A 16,648-nucleotide genomic window follows, 5' to 3' on the forward strand; every position below is an offset into this window, starting at 1 on the left:
GGGGGGGGGGGGGCCCCCCCCCCCCCCCCCCCGCCCGCGTCCACCCCCCACCCGTCCGCCGCGTTCGGGCCGCGGCGGGAGCGCCTTCCCCCCACTCCTCGTTCTCCCAGGAGGACGCGTGCCCGCACTCCGCTTTCCGCCGACGCGCGCCGGCCGCCGTCGCCGCCCGCTGGTGGCCGCCGCCGTCGCCGTGCTGCTTCCACTGACCGGCCTCGCCGCCCAGGGCGCCGCCCACGCGGCCTCGGCCCGGCCGGCCGCGGCGACCACGTACGACTACGGCGAGGCGCTCCAGGACTCGATGCTCTTCTACGAGTCCCAGCGCTCCGGCAAGCTTCCCGCCGACAACCGCGTGAGCTGGCGCGGCGATTCGGACCTCGCCGACGGCAGGGACGTCGGCCTCGACCTGACCGGCGGGTACCACGACGCCGGCGACGAGGTGAAGTTCGGCTTCCCGATGGCCTTCTCGATGACCATGCTCGGCTGGGGCGGCATCGACGAGGCCCCCGGCTACACCGCCTCCGGCCAGAGCGCCTACCTGCTGCGCAACCTGCGGTGGGGCGACGACTGGCTGCTGAAGGCCCACCCGTCCCCGAACGTGCTCTACGGCCAGGTCGGCGACGGCAGCAGCGACCACGCCTTCTGGGGCCCGGCCGAGGTCAACCCGGAGCCGCGGCCCGCCTACAAGATCGACGCCTCCTGCCCTGGCTCCGACCTGGCGGGGGAGACGGCGGCCGCACTGGCCTCCTCCAGCATGCTGTTCACCCCGAGCGACCCGGCCTACGCGGCGACCCTGCTGACCAACGCCAAGCAGCTGTACGCCTTCGCGGACACCTACCGGGGCACCTACGACAAGTGCGTCACCGGCGCCCAGGGCTACTACAACTCCTGGAGCGGCTACTGGGACGAACTGGTCTGGGGCGCCCTGTGGTTGTACCGCGCCACCGGCGACAGCGCCTACCTGGCCAAGGCCGAGGCCTCCTACGCCCAGCTGCCGAAGATGCAGCAGACCACCACCCCCGAGTACAACTGGACGCTGGCCTGGGACGACAAGTCCTACGGCGACTACGTGCTGCTGGCCGAACTCACCGGCAAGCAGGTCTACGTGGACGACGCGGAGCGCTGGCTGGACTGGTGGACCACCGGCGTGAACGGCCAGAAGGTCGCCTACTCGCCCGGCGGAGAGGCGTTCCTCGACACCTGGGGATCACTCCGGTACTCCGCCAACACGGCTTTCGCCGCGCTGCAGTTCGCGTCCTGGCTGACCGCGCAGGGCAAGGACGCGGCGAAGGCGCAGACCTACCGCGCCTTCGGCGCGCGGCAGATCGACTACATCCTCGGCGACAACCCGCGGCACGAGAGCTACGAGATCGGGTTCACCAACTCCGGTGCCAACACGGCGTGGCCGGCCAACCCGCACAACCGCACCGCGCACGGCTCCTGGGACCAGTCGATGAACGACCCCGCGGCCACCCGCCACCTCGACTACGGCCTGCTGGTCGGCGGGCCGGGCTCGGCCGACGACGCCTTCTCCGACGAGCGGTCCAACTACGGCGAAACGGAAGGGGCGCTGGACTACAACGCCGGCTTCTCCGGCGCGCTGGCGGCGCTGGCGGCCGCGTACGGCGGCGCCCCGCGAACGGGCTTCCCGCCGAAGGAGACGCCCACCGGACCCGAGGAGTACGTCCAGGCCGCCGTGAACACCGCGGGCGCGAACTTCTACGAGATCAAGGCGCAGGTGGTCAACACCTCGGGCTGGCCGGCGCGGCACCTGCTGCACGGCTCCTTCCGCTGGTACTTCACCCTGGACCCGGGGACCGACCCCTCCCAGGTCGCGCTCAGCTCGCCGTACGACCAGTGCGCGGCGCCGACCGGGCCGACCCGCTACGCCGGCAGCGTCTACTACGTGACGGTCAGTTGCGAGGGCCAGGACATCGCGCCGGCCGGCCAGTCGGCCTACCACCGCGAGGTGCAGTTCCGGCTCACCTTCCCCGGCGCCCACGACCCGGCGGGCGACTGGTCGTACCAGGGGGTCGCGGCCACGGCGGGCGCCACCCCGGTGACGGTCGACCACGTGGTCCTCTACGACGGGACCACGCAGGTGTGGGGGGTCCAGCCCGACGGCAGCGGCGGAACGACCTCGGGCGGCACGACGTCGGGCACCACCGCGGGGACGACAGCGGGCGGTTCGGCGGGGACGACCGCCGGGACGACGTCAGGTACGACCTCCGGGAGCACGGCCGGGACGACGGCGGGCAGCACCTCGGGCACCACCTCCGGCACCTCGGCCGGCACCAGTGCGGGCACCACGGCGGGAGCCACCGGCGGCACCGGCACGCCGCCACCCGGCGTGGCCTGCCGGGTCGCCTACACCCTGACCGGCCAGTGGTCCGGCGGGTTCCAGGCCGACGTCAAGGCGGTCGACACGGGTACGTCCGCGCTGAACGGATGGACGCTGACCTGGACGTTCGGCGGTGACCAGCACATCGCCAACGCCTGGAACGCCGCCGTCACGCAGTCGGGCCAGCAGGTCACCGCGAAGGACGCCGGATGGAACGCGGCCGTGCCGGCCGGCGGAAGCGTGGACGTCGGCCTGACCGCGACCTACACCGCGAGCAACGCGGCGCCGCACGGCTTCGCCCTCAACGGGACGCCCTGCAGCACCGGGTGAGCCGCCGCCGCTTCGCCCGGGGCGCCGCGCCACGGCGTCCGGGGCGAAGCGGCGCACGCGGGACGCGGGTCACTCCTCCCGCAGCAGGTGGTCGAGGCCGACGACGTCGAAGACGCGCACGGCCATCGGGTGCACGACGACCCGCAGCGCGATGCCGCGCGCCCGGGCGTACCGGTGAGCGTCGTCCAGTACATGCAGACCCGCGCTGGTGACCAGGGGATCGAGCATCCTGACGACGATCAACGGCTCGGCGCAGCGGTCGACTTCGGCGCGCAGGGCGTCGAAAACCGGCTGCTGGTCGTCCATGTCGATGATGCCGGGTACTTCCACGACGACCATGCTGCGGTCGCGATAGGCCAGGATGTCCACGCATACGCTCCCGTAGCTGCTGTCGCACGTTACGGGGCCGCTTCCTGACCCGCACCAGTCATCCTACGTCACGTGACCCACAGCGACGCCGCGCCGTCCACGCCTCAGGTGCCGGCCCCGGCGCGACGGCGGGTCAGGACGGACGCACGGCGCGGTCGTGCAGGTCCTCCAGGGTGTCCAGGACGACGGTGCGGCGGTGCCAGTCCAGCCAGTGGCCGGCCTGCTCGGCCATCCCGTCCAGCGCCGCCGACTGGGCGGCGGTGAGCGGGGCGACCGGGCGCTCGTGGTGCGAGGAGACCATGCCGACGAGAGCGCCGCGCTCGCTGAGCAGCGGCGTGCTGTGGCAACCGCGGCTGCCTGCCCTGAGGATGGTGTCGCGGGCCTCGGCGGTGAAGACGGGGTCGGTGGCCACGTCGGTGACGCTCACCCGATGGGACTGCTCGGCGGCGAGCGCGCACGAGGTGCCGTGCCTGCCGACGCGGTCGAAGAAGGTGACGAACTGGTCGTTGAGCCCGCGGTGCTGCTCGATCCGCAGGTCGCCGCTGGCCGGGTCGAGCAGCTGGAGGTTGCCCATGCCGGTCCCGGCGATGTCGAGCGCGCGGTCGAGCGTCGCGGTGAGGACCTCGGCGGCGTTGGCATGGCGGGGGTCGAGACCGCCGGCGAATCCCAGCGGCGGCGCAGGCAGCCGTCCGCGCCCCGGGAACCACGGCTGGTCCAGCGCCCGCGGCCCTGCCGCGGTGATCACCGCGGAGGCCAGCACCCGCAGGCGCACGTTGTGCCGCTGCGAGCTGGCCCTCATCAGCTCGAAGGCGGCCTGCCCGTCGCGGAGCCGGTAGCGCTCCTGGAGGATGCCCTGTGCCTGCGCGACCAGCGGATGGGTCTCGGCGCGTGCGCGGGCCTCGCGGACCTGCGCCAGGAGATCGTCGATCCGCCGGCGCACCGGGGCCGGCAGGTCGTCGCCGAAACCGTCGGCGGCGACGAGTGCGGGTTCGCCGCCGGCCGGCCGCTCGCCGGAACCGCCGTCACCGCGACGCGCGGTCGTGCGGTCCGCCGGGCCGCAGGGGGTGGCGGCGCGGGACGCCTCGTGGGAGGCGTCGGCGATCGCGGCCGCCAGGGAGGGGGCGGTGCGCACGCCGGCCATCGCGTCCCGCAGGCGTCCGGGCGCCGCCGGGACGCCCGCGGCGGTCAGCCGGCAGCCCGACCTGGACAGCTCCGCCGCGCACGCCGCCAGCTCCCGCAGCCCGGCGGCGGTGACCGTCTCCAGCGCGCCGGCGTCCAGGACGACGACGCGGCAGCCGGACGCAGGCGCGGCCGCGGTCCGCAGGGCGGGGTGGTGCGCGGTGAGAGCCGCGCCCTGCGCCCGCACCACCCACACCGAGACGCCACCCGCCAGCCGGACCACTTCCGCACCCGCCCGGACCTGGCCGTTCTGAGCCATTCCGTGCCTCCCCCTCCCGCGAGAGCCCGCCATCGCGCGGCCGGCACCGCGCGGGCCGCATCACGGTACGGTACGGGCTCGCCGCCCGGCACGGCCAGACGCTCCCCACCCGCCTCCCCCGGGCCCCGCACCTCGCGGAGCTGCGGGGACGCGCTCCTCGTGGAGGCGGCCGGCCGGCTCAGGGAGCCGGCGCGCGGCAGGCGCAGGCGCGGACGTCGGCGTCGTCGGCCGCCGGGAGCAGCGCCCGCGCACCCGCGGGTCGGTCAGGTGGGGAGTGAGCGAGGTCACCGCGGCGCGGCGCGCATCCGGGTGGGGGTCCCGGGTGGCGGAGAGCAGCGCGGGCACGGGCGCCGCGGGCGCCGCCGTGCGGCGCTGCGATCCGCCGGTGTCGGGCTGCCCGAAGGGGTACGCCGCCGGGCCGTGGGCCTGCGCCGCGAGGAGGTCGCCCAGCTGACCGAGCCGGGCGCCCGGGACGCCCACCCTGCCGGCGACCGGCCGCGCCAGAGCCGCGCGGCGGTGGCCGGCCTGCGGGCCGTGCACGCTGTGACGGGCTCACGGTCGCACGCCGGCGCGCCGGTCCGCGTGCTCCTGGCGAGCAGCGGCAGTTCGCCGACCTGTGGCGCGAGCAAACGCCCTGACCGGCGGACCCCCGGAGGTGCGCGGTCAGCGGGCCGCGAGCCAGTCCTGGTAGTGCGTGGGGGCGAGGCGGGCGTCCGGGCCGCCGGTCAGCACGTCGCCGGACACGGCGGCGAACATCCCTGCCTGGTCGTCGACGACCACCGGACGGGCGTCCTGGCGCGCCGCCAGGGTGATCCTGCCCAGCTCGTCGAGGGTGAGGACGTCGGGGCCCGCGACGTTCCTGATGCCCTGGAGCGGCGCGCCGACCGCGACGTCGGTCACCGCGGCGGCCACGTCGGCGGCTGCGATCGGCTGGATCGGGGTGGCGGGCAGCCGGACGGCGGAGTCGTCGGACGTCCAGGACAGCACGGCGTCCATGAACTCGAAGAACTGCGTCGCCCGCACCACGGAGTACGGCGTCGGCCCCTGCCGGAGCAACTCCTCCTGGAGGGCCTTCGCGCGGTAGTAGTCCAGCGCCGGCACCTGGTCCACGCCGACGATCGACAGCACGATCTGGTGCCGTACGCCCGCCGCGTCCCCGGCGGCCAGCACGTTGCCCATCGAGGTGCGGAAGAACTCCGGCGACGCGTCGTCGAAGGTCGGCGAGTTCGTCAGGTTGACCACCGTGTCGGCGCCCTTCAGCGCCTCGTCCAGGCCCTTGCCCGAGATCACGTCCGCGCCGGTGAAGAGCGACGCGGCCGTCGCCCTGTGCCCGGCGGCGGTGAGGTTCCGCACGACCTGGGAGCCGATCAGCCCGGTGCCGCCGATGACCGTGATGTTCATGGTTTCCGCCTCTCGTCGAAGGGACGCGCCGGTGCGGGCGAGTGCCGTGCCCGCGGGCACGGGGGTGCCCTTGCCGCGTCGCCAACTCGGACACTTCTTGTCCGGGATCATAGTCGGATAACCTTTGTCCGAGTCAAACGCCATCGGAAGGAGCTGAGCCGGCCATGAAGCTGTCGGGCGGAGTCGAGTGGGCGCTGCACTGCTGCGTCGTGCTGACCGCGGCCGCCGAGCCGGTGCCCGCGGCGCGGCTGGCGGAGCTGCACGACGTCTCCGCCAGCTATCTGGCCAAGCAGTTGCAGGCGCTCTCGCGGGCCGGCCTGGTGCACTCCGTGCAGGGCAAGGCGGGCGGCTACGTGCTGACCCGGCCGGCCGGGGAGATCAGCCTGCTCGACGTCGTCCGGGCCGTCGACGGCCCCGGGCCGGCCTTCGTCTGTACGGAGATCCGGCAGCGCGGACCGCTGGCCGCGTCCCCCGAGGACTGCGTCCGGGCGTGCCCGATCGCCCGCGCGATGGCCGGCGCGGAGGCCGCGTGGCGCGGCGCCCTGGAGGCTGTGACCGTCGCGGACCTCGCCCGCGACGTCACCGAGGACTCCGGGCCTGACGCGCTGCCCGGCGTCGCCGCCTGGCTCGCCGGCGTGCCCTCACCGCCCGCCGACTGACCGCGGCGGCGCGGCCCGCGGCGCTGGGCGAGGTGGCGTCACTCGCCCTTCGCCGGTAGCTGGCCGCTTCGATCCTCCGGTCCCGGCGCGTCGGGCCGCCGCGGGCCCGGACGCGCACTCCGGCGACCCTGACCCGGCCGCCGGGCGGCGTCGAGCGAAGTTCCCGCCGACCCGGCGGCGGGCGAGCGGCTACGAATACGGCTACAGCAGCAGCTACGGGTACGGCTACGGCTTGAAGTAGTCCGCCATCATCTCGGTGACCCACTGCGGCTGCGTGACGCCTGCCGCGTGGTACTCCGCCATCGCCGGCTTCAGGTCGATGACCGGGGAGCCGGAGACCGCGTCGAGGCCCACCACGGTCAACTCCCGGCCGTTGACGGACTCGATGGCGCAGCACGTCGTCCCGATCCGGTTCGGCCGGCGCGGGCCGCGGGTGGCGAAGATGCCGACGGGAGGGAACTCGGCGAGACCGCGGTACGGACGCGGTTCGCCGAACTCGTCCAGCTCGGGGAACTTGTCGAAGACGAAGAGGACCTCCACGTGGGAGAAGCCCTCAAGACCCTGGAGGCACGCCTCCCCGAAGCGCTCGTCGACGGTGATCGTGCTGCGGACTGCGCCCCAGTTGTCCGTGTGCTGGATCTCCGTCCGGTCGTTCACGACAGTACCGATCGGTGTGACCTCGAAGCTTGGCATGGGTCGGTTCTCTCTCTTCGGGCGGTGCCTCATCCGGTCCTAGGGTTGGGACACTACTGCGTCGGTCCCGCGCCGTGGTGGGTGATCACCGAAGCCGCGCGTGGCGGCCGTGCGCCCGCCCGCCGGCCGCCCGACGCCGCGTCAGACGCACGTCCGGGCCGGGTCGCGCGGGGGAGGCGCGGCGGGCGGGTCGGGCATACTCGGGCCCTGCGGGCGCGTCGGCGCCGGCGAGCGCTGGAGGTGCGCGATGGGGTCATCGTCGGGGTCGGAGCCCCGGAGGGTCACGATCCATGACGTCGCGCGGTCCGCCGGGGTGTCCCGGCAGACCGTGTCGCGCGCGCTGAACGGCAAGGACGAGATCGAGGTCTCCACCAAGCAGCGCGTGCTCGACGCGGCCCGCGAGCTGGGCTACCGGCCGAGCCGGTTCGCCCGCGGCCTGGTCCGCCAGGACACCACCACCATCGGGCTGGTCGTCCCGGACCTGCTCAACCCGTTCTTCACCGAGGTCGCCGCCGCCGCGCTGGAGGCGGCGCGGGCCCGCGGCTGGCACGTGGTCGTGTACGACACCGCGGACCGGGCCGCGGAGGAGATCGGCACCCTCCAGGTGATCGGCACGCAAGTGGACGCGGTGGTCGGCTACTTCAGCTGCTCCGAGGACGAACTCGACCAGTTCACCCGCGGCATGCCCATGGTGCTCATCGACCGGGAGCCGCGGACGGCCCGGTTCAGCGCGATCCGGATCGACGGCGAGGAGGGGGTCCGCGCCGCGGTCGCCCACCTGGTCGGCCGAGGCCACACCCGGATCGGCATGCTCGACCAGGTGGGCCGCGCCGCGCCGAGCCCGCGGCGTGAGTGGTTCACCGCCGCCGCCGCGGCGCACGGCGTCGACGCGGGTCTGGTGGCCGGCGCGGCACAGTCGGCCGACGGCGGGGGAGCGGGCCTGCGGGCGCTGCTCGCGGAGCACCCGGAGGTCACCGCGGTCTTCACCTTCAACGACATCGTCGCCGTCGGAGCCCTGCGCGAGGCCCGCCGGCTCGGCCGGAGCGTCCCGCGCGATCTCGCGGTCATCGGCTTCGACGGCCTGGCGCTCGGCGCGCTCGTGGAGCCGCCGCTGTCCAGCGTCGCGCTCGACACCCGGCGGCTCGGCGCGCTCGCCATCGACCAGGTGGGGCGGCTGCTGACCGGCGCCGAGCCGCTGGAGGCAGCGGACCTGGTGGTCCGGGCCGAGCTGCGGCTGGCCGGTTCCGCCTGACCGCGCCCGCCTGCCGAGCGACCCGTATGTCTTGACTTTCGTCCGCGCCGGAGCGCAGACTTCCCGAAAATTCGCGCAGCCGTGAACGTTCACGGGAGCGCTCACGGCCATCCGGCCGGCCGCCTTGAGGCGTCAGCGTCCTCCCGTCCAGCCGCCAAGCCCCCGCTCTCGAGAAAGCGTCGTGACCTCGTGCCCTCCTCCTCCGCGGACCTCTCGTACCTCTCGGACCCGGCCCCGGCGCGCGGCGCGCTGCGTGCGGCGCGCTCGTGGCTGCACACCGACGCCCCGAGCCTCTCGCTGAACGGGCCCTGGCGGTTCCGGCTGTCGGCCACCGCGTCCGTGGCGGAGGACTTCGCGGCCGAGGTGTTCGACGACGCGGGCTGGGACGCCATCCCGGTGCCCTCCCACTGGGTGCTCCAGGGCGACGGGGCCTACGGTCGGCCGATCTACACCAACGTGCAGTACCCCTTCCCGATCGACCCGCCGCACGTGCCGGACGAGAACCCCACCGGTGACTACCGCCGCCGCTTCGAGCTGCCGGAGCGGTGGTCGCGGGCCGAGCGGGTGCTGCTGCGCTTCGACGGCGTCGAGGTGTTCTTCCGGCTGTGGGTGAACGGCGTCGAGATCGGCGGCGCGAGCGGCAGCAGGCTGACCCACGAGTTCGACGTGACCGAGGCCGTACGCCCCGGCGGCAACGTCGTCGCGGTGCGCGTCCACCAGTGGTCGGCGGCCAGCTACCTGGAGGATCAGGACCAGTGGTGGCTGCCCGGCGTCTTCCGCGACGTCACGCTCCTCGCCCGGCCGGCGGGCGGCGTCGAGGACGTCTGGCTGCGCGCCGGCTTCGACGGCGGCCGCGGCCGGATCGAGCCCGAGGTCACCGCGGGCCCGGCGGCCTTCCCGGTCACCCTGCGTGTCCCCGAACTCGGCGTCGAGCGGGTCTGGACGAGCCCTGAGGACGTCACGCCCTTCGACGTCGGGCCGGTGGAGCCCTGGTCGGCCGAGCAGCCCCGGCTGTACGAGGTCACCGTGGCGACGGCCGCCGAGACCGTGACGCTGCGGGCGGGCTTCCGCACCGTCGAGATCCGCGGCGACCGGTTCCTGGTCAACGGCCGCCGCGTGGTCTTCCACGGCGTGAACCGCCACGAGACCCACCCCGAGCGCGGCCGGGTCTTCGACGAGGAGCACGCCCGCGAGGACCTCGCGCGGATGAAGCGGTTCAACGTGAACGCGATCCGCACCAGCCACTACCCGCCGCACCCCCGGCTGCTCGACCTCGCCGACGAACTCGGCTTCTGGGTGGTCCTCGAGTGCGACCTGGAGACGCACGGCTTCGACGCGGTCGGCTGGGCCGGCAACCCCAGCGACGACCCGCGGTGGCGCGAGGCGTACCTCGACCGCGTCACCCGCACCGTCGAGCGCGACAAGAACCACCCCAGCGTGGTGATCTGGTCGCTCGGCAACGAGGCGGGCACCGGCGCCAACCTCGCCGCGATGTCGGCGTGGGTGCACGCCCGCGACACCGGCCGGCCCGTGCACTACGAGGGCGACCACGCGGGCGAGTACACCGACGTCTACTCGCGCATGTACTCCTCGGTCCTGGAGACCGAGCAGATCGGCACCGACGGCTCGCGCGCGCCGCTGCTCCACTGCACCCCGGCGCAGGGCGCACGGCAGCGCACCCGGCCCTTCCTGCTGTGCGAGTACGCCCACGCGATGGGCAACGGCCCCGGCGCGCTGGACCAGTACGAGGCGCTGGTGGACCGCCACCCGCGGCTGCACGGCGGGTTCGTGTGGGAGTGGCGCGACCACGGCATCGCGACGACCGCCCCGGACGGCTCCCCGTACTTCGGGTACGGGGGCGACTTCGGCGAGGTCGTGCACGACGGCAACTTCGTGATGGACGGCATGCTGCTCAGCGACGACGTCCCGACCCCGAGCCTGTACGAGTTCAAGGCCGTCGTGCAGCCGGTCCGCTTCACCTTCGGCGGCGACGCCGACGGCGACAACGGCGGGGTGCTGATCGCCAACCTGCGGCACAGCGCCGACACCTCCGACCTGCGGTTCCTGTGGCGCGTCGAGCACGACGGGACGCCGGTGGCCTCTGGGGAGCTGGCGCTCCCCGCGGTCGCCGCCGGAGGCGCGGCGCGGGCGCCGCTGCCGCCGGTCCCGGTGGCGCGCGACGCGGAGACCTGGCTCACCGTGGAGGCGGTGCTGGCCGCCGGGACGGCCTGGGCGCAGGAGGGCCACGTGGTCGCGACCGCCCAGCTGGACCGCTCGGGCCCGCGGCCCGCGCCCGCCGTGCGGCCGAGGACGGGCTGGCGGTCCGACGGCGGGACGCTGACCCTCGGCAGCGCCGAGTTCGACGGCGGGACGCTCTCCGCGCTGGCGGGGCAGCCCTTCGCGGGCCCCCGGCTGGAACTGTTCCGCGCGCCCACCGACAACGACGAAGGCGTCTCCGGCGCCGTCGAGGAGAGCGACGCGAGCGTCGCCGGGGTGTCCAACGCCGCGCTGTGGCGCCGCGACGGCCTCGACCGGCTGACCACCCGGCGCCTGCGCGTCGAGCGCGCCGCGGACGCGCTGCGCACCCTGGACCGGGTCTCGGCGGCGAACTCCGCGCGGTGGGTGACGGTGGAGTCCGTCTGGTCGCTGGAGGGCGAGGAGCTCGAACTGCGCGTGGAGATCACGCCGTCGAGCGGCTGGCCGACGGTGTGGCCGCGGATCGGCGTCAGCTTCGAGCTGCCCGACGGCGCGCGACCCGTCGACGGCGCCCGGTGGTTCGGGCTCGGCCCGCTGGAGTCCTACCCCGACAGCCTGCGCGCGGCGCGCACCGGCCGCTTCTCGGCCGGCATCGGTGAGCTGTCCGTGCCGTACGCGCGCCCGCAGGAGACCGGACACCGCTCCCAGGTGCGGGAGTTGGCGCTGACCAGCGCGGGGACCGAGGTGGTGCGCATCGCGGCCCTGCCGGACACCCGCGGACGCCGCCCCGGCTTCACGCTCAGCCGCCACACCCCGCAGCAGATCGCCCGAGCCGCCCACCCGTTCGAGCTGCCCGCCTCGACGGCCGCCCACCTGATCGTCGACGCGGCGCAGCACGGACTCGGCTCCCGGGCCTGCGGCCCCGACGTGTGGCCCGAGTTCGCGCTGCGCCCGGAGGCGCGCACCCTGCGGCTGCGCATGTCGGCGGGCTGAACGACGGCTCGGCGCGGCCGGCCCCTTCCGCCCGCGGCGTACGGGACCGGCCGTCGCGCCGGCGGGTCAGACCGGCGGCGCGAGCCGCACCGGGCGGCCCTCGGCGCGCGAGCGCACCGCGGCTTCCGCGACCGCGAGGGCGGCGCGGGCGTCCTGCCCGGTGCACGGACTGGGCCTGGCGCCCGCCACCACCTCGGTGAACGCGGAGAGTTCGGCGCGGTAGGCGTGCCGGAAGCGCTCCATGAAGCCGCCGTACGGTGTGCCGGCCGGCCAGGGGGCGCCCTCGGCCGAGGTCAGCGGCGCCTGGTCGGTCAGGCCCGCGGCGAGCGTGCCCTTGGAGCCGCAGACCTCCAGCCGCACGTCGTAGCCGGCGCCGTTGTAGCGGGTGGCCGTACAGCTGGCCAGCGTGCCGTCGTCCAGGGTGAGCAGGGTGACCGCCGTGTCGACGTCGCCCGCGGCCGCGAAGAAGCCCTCGCCGCGGTTGGCCCCGGTCGCGTAGACCTCGCCGACCTCACGGCCGGTGACCCAGCGGACGATGTCGTAGTCGTGCACCGAGCAGTCGCGGAAGATGCCGCCGGACGCCGGGAGGTAGCCGGGGTGCGGCGGGGCCGGGTCGGAGGTGCAGGCGCGCAGCGTGTGCGTCCAGCCGAGCCGCCCGTCGGCGACCGCCTCGCGCACCGCCTGGTAGCCGGCGTCGAAGCGGCGCTGGAAGCCGATCTGCAGCGGGACGGACGCCGCGTCGAGGGCGGCGAGCACCGTGTCGGTCTCCTCCAGCGTGCCGGCCACCGGCTTCTCGCAGAAGGTGGGCAGCCCGGCCTTCCCGGCGGCGAGGACGAGTCCGGCGTGGAAGGCGGTGGGCGCGGCGACCACGACGCCGTCCAGACCGGCGCCGAGCAGCCCGTCCAGGTCGCCCGCGTACTGTGCCCCGACCTCCAAGGCCACCGCGCGCGCGGAGCGTTCGTCGGCGTCGTGCACCACGATGCCCGTCACGGCGGGCAGCCCGGCGAGGGTGACGGCGTGGAACGCGCCGATGCGGCCCGTGCCGATGAGTCCGATGCGCATGTGCGGGTGCCTTTCGTGCGGAGGACCGGAGCGGCCACCTGTTTTTCTACTCTCCGGCGGAGGACAAGGCAAGACTTTGTTATGACATATGGACGTACGGAGTATGGTGGGCGATGAGTCATACTGGCGTCCTTCGGCAGGAGCCTCCAGGAGGGGTGGACGTGGACGTGGAGTCACTCGGGAAGCAGATCACCATCGACCGCGGCAGTCCGGTGCCGCTGTACTTCCAGTTCGCGCAGCAGCTGCAGCACCTCATCGAGACCGGGGTGCTTCCGCCCGGCACCCGGTTGAGCAACGAGGTCGCGATGGCCGACCAGTTCGGGCTGTCCCGCCCGACGATGCGTCAGGCCATGCAGCACCTCGTCGACAAGGGACTGCTGGCCCGCAAGCGCGGCGTCGGCACCCAGGTGGTGGCCGACCGCATCCGCCGCCGGCTGGAGTTCACCAGCCTCTACGAGGACCTGGAGCGCGACCGGCGCCGTCCGAGCACCGAGGTGCTGTCCATAGGGACGGCGCCCGCCGGCGCCGAGACGGCCGCCGCGCTGCGGCTGGAGGAGGGCTCCGACGTCGTCACGATCCGCCGGCTGCGCCTCGCGGACGGCGAGCCGATCGCCATCCTGCACAACCACCTGCCGCCGGGCCTGGTCGAGTTGACCCGGGAGGCACTGGGCGAGTCCGGCCTCTACCCGCTGCTGCGCCGCTGCGGGGTGGGGCTGAGCGGCGCGGACCAGACGATCGGCGCCCGCCGGGCCACCGCCGCGGAGGCCCGGCTGCTCGACGAGTCGCGCGGTGCCACCCTGCTGACCATGGTCCGCACCGCGCACGACGGTTCGGGACGCCCGGTCGAGTACGGCTCCCACGTCTACCGGGCGTCGCGGTACTCGTTCGCGATGACCGTCGCCGCACACTGACCGCAGGACCTCGCCGCACCGGAGGAGTGAAAGTCGCAATGTCAGGACAAAAGGTGGACATGCTGTCGCTGCACGAGGCAGGCTCGACGCAGCAGGACCGGGCCGCCTGGCGTGCGTCCGGGAGGACACCCGGCGCGGCCGGCGGCGGACGGGAGGAGGGGCACGCGATGCGGAGCGGCGGAGCAGGCGCGCGAGGACCGGTGGAGCCGCGCGCTGCGGGAGCACGCCGGTGACCGCCCCGCTCGCCCGGCGCATCGCCGGGGCGCCGATCTCCTGGGGCGTGTGCGAGGTGCCCGGCTGGGGCCACCAGCTCGAACCCGACCTCGTCCTGCGGCAGATGAAGGACGTCGGCCTGAGCGCGACCGAGTTCGGCCCGGAGGGGTTCCTGCCCGACGCACCCGCGGACAAGGCGGCCACCCTCGCCTCGTACGGCCTGCGCGCGGTCGGCCAGTTCGTGCCCGTCGTCCTGCACGACCCCGGCCACGACCCGCTGCCGCAGGTCGAGGCGGCGATCGCCGGCCTGCTCGCCGCCGACGCCGGCACCGTGGTCATCGCGGCCGCCACCGGCACCGACGGCTACGACACGCGCCCGGCGCTCGACGACGACGGCTGGACCCGCCTGCTCGCCAACCTCGACCGGATCTCCGCCTCAGCGGCCGCCGCCGGACTCACCGCGACCCTGCACCCGCACGTCGGCACCATGATCGAGTCGGGCGAGGAGACGCAGCGCGTGCTGGAGGGCTGCGGCATCGGGCTCTGCCTCGACACCGGGCACCTGCTGGTCGGCGGCGGCGACCCGGTCGCCGTCGCGCGCCGCTGGCCCGACCGCGTCGCCCACGTCCACCTCAAGGACGTGAGACTGGCGCTGGCCCGGCGGGTGCGCGCCGGGGAGACGACCTACACCGCGGCCGTCGCCGACGGGATGTACACCCGGCTCGGCGCCGGAGACGTCGACATCGCGGCGATCGTGCGGCTGCTGGAGGACAGCGGCTACGCCGGCTGGTACGTGCTGGAGCAGGACACCGTGCTGCACGCGCCGCCCGGCCCCGGCGGCGGCCCGGACCCGCTGGACGACGTGCGCGCCTGCGTGGCGTACCTGCTCTCCCTCGACACCGCCGGGCGGCCCGCGCCCGCCCCTGCGGGGGAGTGAGCGGTGGCCCACGACCTCGTCACCCTCGGGCGCACCGGAGTCGACCTCTACCCGCTCGACCACGGGGTCGGCCTGGAGGACGTGCGGACGTTCCAGAAGTTCCTCGGCGGCAGCGCGACCAACGTCGCCGTCGCCGCGGCCCGCCACGGCCGCCGCACCGCGCTGATCACCCGCGTCGGCGACGACCCCTTCGGCCGCTACGTGCGGGCCGAGGCCGCGCGGCTCGGCGTCGACCCGCAGCACGTCACCGCGATCTCCGATCCGGCGGGACCGCCGACCCCGGTGACCTTCTGCGAGGTCTTCCCGCCCGACGACTTCCCGCTCTACTTCTACCGGCACGGCGCCGCACCCGACCTGATGATCGAGCCGGCCGACCTGCCGCTGGCCGACATCCGCGACACCGCGGTCTTCTGGGCGACCGTCACCGGCCTGTCCGCGGAGCCCAGCAGGTCCGCGCACTTCGCCGCCTGGCGGGCGCGCGGCCGCCGCGGCGTCACCGTCCTCGACCTGGACTACCGGCCGATGTTCTGGGCCCGGCCGGAGGAGGCGCGCGAACAGGTCGGCCGGGCCCTGGACCACGTCACCGTCGCGGTCGGCAACCGCGAGGAGTGCCAGGTGGCCGTCGGGGAGAGCGACCCGCAGCGTGCCGCCGACGCCCTGCTGGCGCGCGGCCTCGAACTGGCCGTCGTCAAGCAGGGCCCCAAGGGCGTGCTCGCCGCGACCCGCGCCGAGCGGGTCGAGGTCGCGCCGTTCCCGGTCGAGGTGGTCAACGGCCTCGGCGCCGGCGACGCCTTCGGCGGCGCGCTGGTCCACGGCCTGCTCAGCGGCTGGGAGCTGCGCCGGGTGGTCGAGTTCGCCAACGTCGCGGGCGCCATCGTCGCCTCCCGCCTCGCGTGCTCGACCGCCATGCCCACGACGGCCGAGGTCGAGGCCGCCCTCGCCACCGGGGCGGCGCCCCGCGAAAGGACGGCGTGATGGACACCGCGGAGCTGACCGAGATCCGGGCCCGCGAGCCCGAGCGGATCGGACGGTGCTGGCAGAAGCGCTCCCGGCGCCCGCTGCTCGGCGAGGACGGCCGGCTGCTCGTCGTCGCCGCCGACCACCCGGCCCGCGGCGCGCTGGGCGTGCGCGGCGACGGCCGGGCCATGGCCAGCCGCAGCGACCTGCTGGACCGCCTCGCGACGGCGCTGGAGCGCCCCGGCGTCGACGGCGTGCTCAGCACCCCCGACCTGCTGGACGACCTGCTGCTCATGGGGGCGCTGGAGGACAAGGTGGTCATCGGGTCGATGAACCGCGGCGGAATCCAGGGCGCGGTCTTCGAGTTCGACGACCGGTTCACCGCGTACACCCCGCAGGCCGTCGCCGCGCAGGGACTCGACGGCGGCAAGACCCTCACCCGGATCTGCCTCGGCGACCCCGGCACCGCGGCGACGCTCGAAGCGACCGCGGCCGCCGTCACCGGCCTCGCCGAACACGGCCTGATGGCGATGATCGAGCCCTTCCTCTCGGTGCGCGAGAACGGCCGCTCACGCAATCTCCTCGACCCCGACAGCGTCATCCGGTCCATCCACGTGGCGAGCGGCCTCGGCGCGACCAGCGCCCACACCTGGCTGAAGCTGCCCGTCGTCGACGACCTCGACCGGGTGCTCGACGCCACCACGCTGCCCACGCTGCTGCTCGGCGGCGACCCGCGGGGCGACCCCCGCGACACCTACGCCGCGTGGGGCGCCGCGCTGCGCATCCCGCAGGTGCGCGGGCTCGTCGTCGGACGTGCGCTGCTCTACCCGCCCGGCGGCGACGTCGCCGCCGCCGTCGACATCGCGGCCGACCTCACCCACGGGAGCGCCAGGTGAACG

Annotated in this window: 13 protein-coding genes; 8 read left to right on the forward strand and 5 right to left on the reverse strand. The window is 74.9% G+C overall.

What is annotated here, in order from left to right:
• The first annotated feature begins 118 nt into the window (after positions 1–118).
• On the forward strand, positions 119–2,668 hold the full coding sequence (locus V2S66_RS09825) for a glycoside hydrolase family 9 protein (protein ID WP_330794193.1): 2,550 nt from the start codon (positions 119–121) through the stop codon (positions 2,666–2,668).
• A 69-nt stretch (positions 2,669–2,737) separates the two neighbouring features.
• Here the strand turns inward: V2S66_RS09825 and V2S66_RS09830 are convergent, their stop codons facing one another.
• The 3 genes from V2S66_RS09830 to V2S66_RS09840 form a co-directional block, all read right to left on the reverse strand.
• Positions 2,738–3,037: an STAS domain-containing protein gene (locus V2S66_RS09830; RefSeq protein ID WP_330794194.1), complete on the reverse strand. Its 300-nt coding sequence runs from the start codon at positions 3,035–3,037 to the stop codon at positions 2,738–2,740.
• A 133-nt stretch (positions 3,038–3,170) separates the two neighbouring features.
• Complete coding sequence (locus tag V2S66_RS09835) at positions 3,171–4,475, reverse strand: ANTAR domain-containing protein (protein WP_330794195.1); 1,305 nt, start codon at positions 4,473–4,475, stop codon at positions 3,171–3,173.
• 663 nt (positions 4,476–5,138) lie between these two features.
• Positions 5,139–5,876, reverse strand: coding sequence for an SDR family oxidoreductase (locus V2S66_RS09840; RefSeq protein ID WP_330794196.1), 738 nt, complete (start codon positions 5,874–5,876; stop codon positions 5,139–5,141).
• Between the two features lie 164 nt (positions 5,877–6,040).
• Here V2S66_RS09840 and V2S66_RS09845 point away from each other — a divergent pair, with 164 nt between their 5' ends.
• Positions 6,041–6,535, forward strand: coding sequence for an RrF2 family transcriptional regulator (locus V2S66_RS09845; RefSeq protein ID WP_330794197.1), 495 nt, complete (start codon positions 6,041–6,043; stop codon positions 6,533–6,535).
• A gap of 225 nt (positions 6,536–6,760) precedes the next feature.
• Here the strand turns inward: V2S66_RS09845 and V2S66_RS09850 are convergent, their stop codons facing one another.
• On the reverse strand, positions 6,761–7,228 hold the full coding sequence (locus V2S66_RS09850) for an SAM-dependent methyltransferase (RefSeq protein WP_330794198.1): 468 nt from the start codon (positions 7,226–7,228) through the stop codon (positions 6,761–6,763).
• Positions 7,229–7,475: 247 nt separating this feature from the next.
• Between V2S66_RS09850 and V2S66_RS09855 the strand changes: the two genes are divergently transcribed.
• Complete coding sequence (locus tag V2S66_RS09855; protein WP_330794199.1) at positions 7,476–8,480, forward strand: LacI family DNA-binding transcriptional regulator; 1,005 nt, start codon at positions 7,476–7,478, stop codon at positions 8,478–8,480.
• 189 nt (positions 8,481–8,669) lie between these two features.
• A complete protein-coding gene (locus V2S66_RS09860; protein ID WP_330794200.1) occupies positions 8,670–11,669 on the forward strand; it encodes a glycoside hydrolase family 2 TIM barrel-domain containing protein in 3,000 nt (999 codons plus the stop codon).
• Positions 11,670–11,735: 66 nt separating this feature from the next.
• Here V2S66_RS09860 and V2S66_RS09865 read toward each other — a convergent pair whose 3' ends face one another.
• Positions 11,736–12,731, reverse strand: a complete 996-nt coding sequence (locus tag V2S66_RS09865; protein ID WP_330794201.1) for a Gfo/Idh/MocA family protein — start codon at positions 12,729–12,731, stop codon at positions 11,736–11,738.
• A 167-nt stretch (positions 12,732–12,898) separates the two neighbouring features.
• Here V2S66_RS09865 and V2S66_RS09870 point away from each other — a divergent pair, with 167 nt between their 5' ends.
• The 4 genes from V2S66_RS09870 to V2S66_RS09885 all read left to right on the forward strand — a co-directional run bounded on the left by V2S66_RS09870 (position 12,899) and on the right by V2S66_RS09885 (position 16,645).
• Positions 12,899–13,642 carry a GntR family transcriptional regulator gene (locus V2S66_RS09870; RefSeq protein ID WP_330794433.1) on the forward strand — a complete coding sequence of 248 codons (744 nt, stop codon included), beginning with the start codon at positions 12,899–12,901 and terminating at the stop codon, positions 13,640–13,642.
• Between the two features lie 229 nt (positions 13,643–13,871).
• Complete coding sequence (locus V2S66_RS09875; RefSeq protein ID WP_330794202.1) at positions 13,872–14,792, forward strand: TIM barrel protein; 921 nt, start codon at positions 13,872–13,874, stop codon at positions 14,790–14,792.
• A gap of 3 nt (positions 14,793–14,795) precedes the next feature.
• Positions 14,796–15,767, forward strand: a complete 972-nt coding sequence (gene iolC, locus V2S66_RS09880) for a 5-dehydro-2-deoxygluconokinase (RefSeq protein WP_330794203.1) — start codon at positions 14,796–14,798, stop codon at positions 15,765–15,767.
• Positions 15,767–16,645 (forward strand): Cgl0159 family (beta/alpha)8-fold protein, encoded by an 879-nt coding sequence (locus V2S66_RS09885; RefSeq protein WP_330794204.1) that lies wholly within the window; start codon positions 15,767–15,769, stop codon positions 16,643–16,645. Before iolC ends, V2S66_RS09885 begins: the two co-directional genes overlap by 1 nt.
• Positions 16,646–16,648: the final 3 nt, after the last annotated feature.

The organism is Actinacidiphila polyblastidii (assembly GCF_036353415.1).
Classification (GTDB): domain Bacteria; phylum Actinomycetota; class Actinomycetes; order Streptomycetales; family Streptomycetaceae; genus Actinacidiphila; species Actinacidiphila polyblastidii.

Coding starts and splice junctions, on each gene's coding strand:
- V2S66_RS09845 (WP_330794197.1), top strand. CDS start 6,041: ATGAAGCTGTCGGGCGGAGTCGAGTGGGCGCTGCACTGCTGCGTCGTG.
- V2S66_RS09835 (WP_330794195.1), bottom strand. CDS start 4,475: ATGGCTCAGAACGGCCAGGTCCGGGCGGGTGCGGAAGTGGTCCGGCTG.
- V2S66_RS09855 (WP_330794199.1), top strand. CDS start 7,476: ATGGGGTCATCGTCGGGGTCGGAGCCCCGGAGGGTCACGATCCATGAC.
- V2S66_RS09865 (WP_330794201.1), bottom strand. CDS start 12,731: ATGCGCATCGGACTCATCGGCACGGGCCGCATCGGCGCGTTCCACGCC.
- V2S66_RS09850 (WP_330794198.1), bottom strand. CDS start 7,228: ATGCCAAGCTTCGAGGTCACACCGATCGGTACTGTCGTGAACGACCGG.
- V2S66_RS09840 (WP_330794196.1), bottom strand. CDS start 5,876: ATGAACATCACGGTCATCGGCGGCACCGGGCTGATCGGCTCCCAGGTC.
- V2S66_RS09885 (WP_330794204.1), top strand. CDS start 15,767: ATGGACACCGCGGAGCTGACCGAGATCCGGGCCCGCGAGCCCGAGCGG.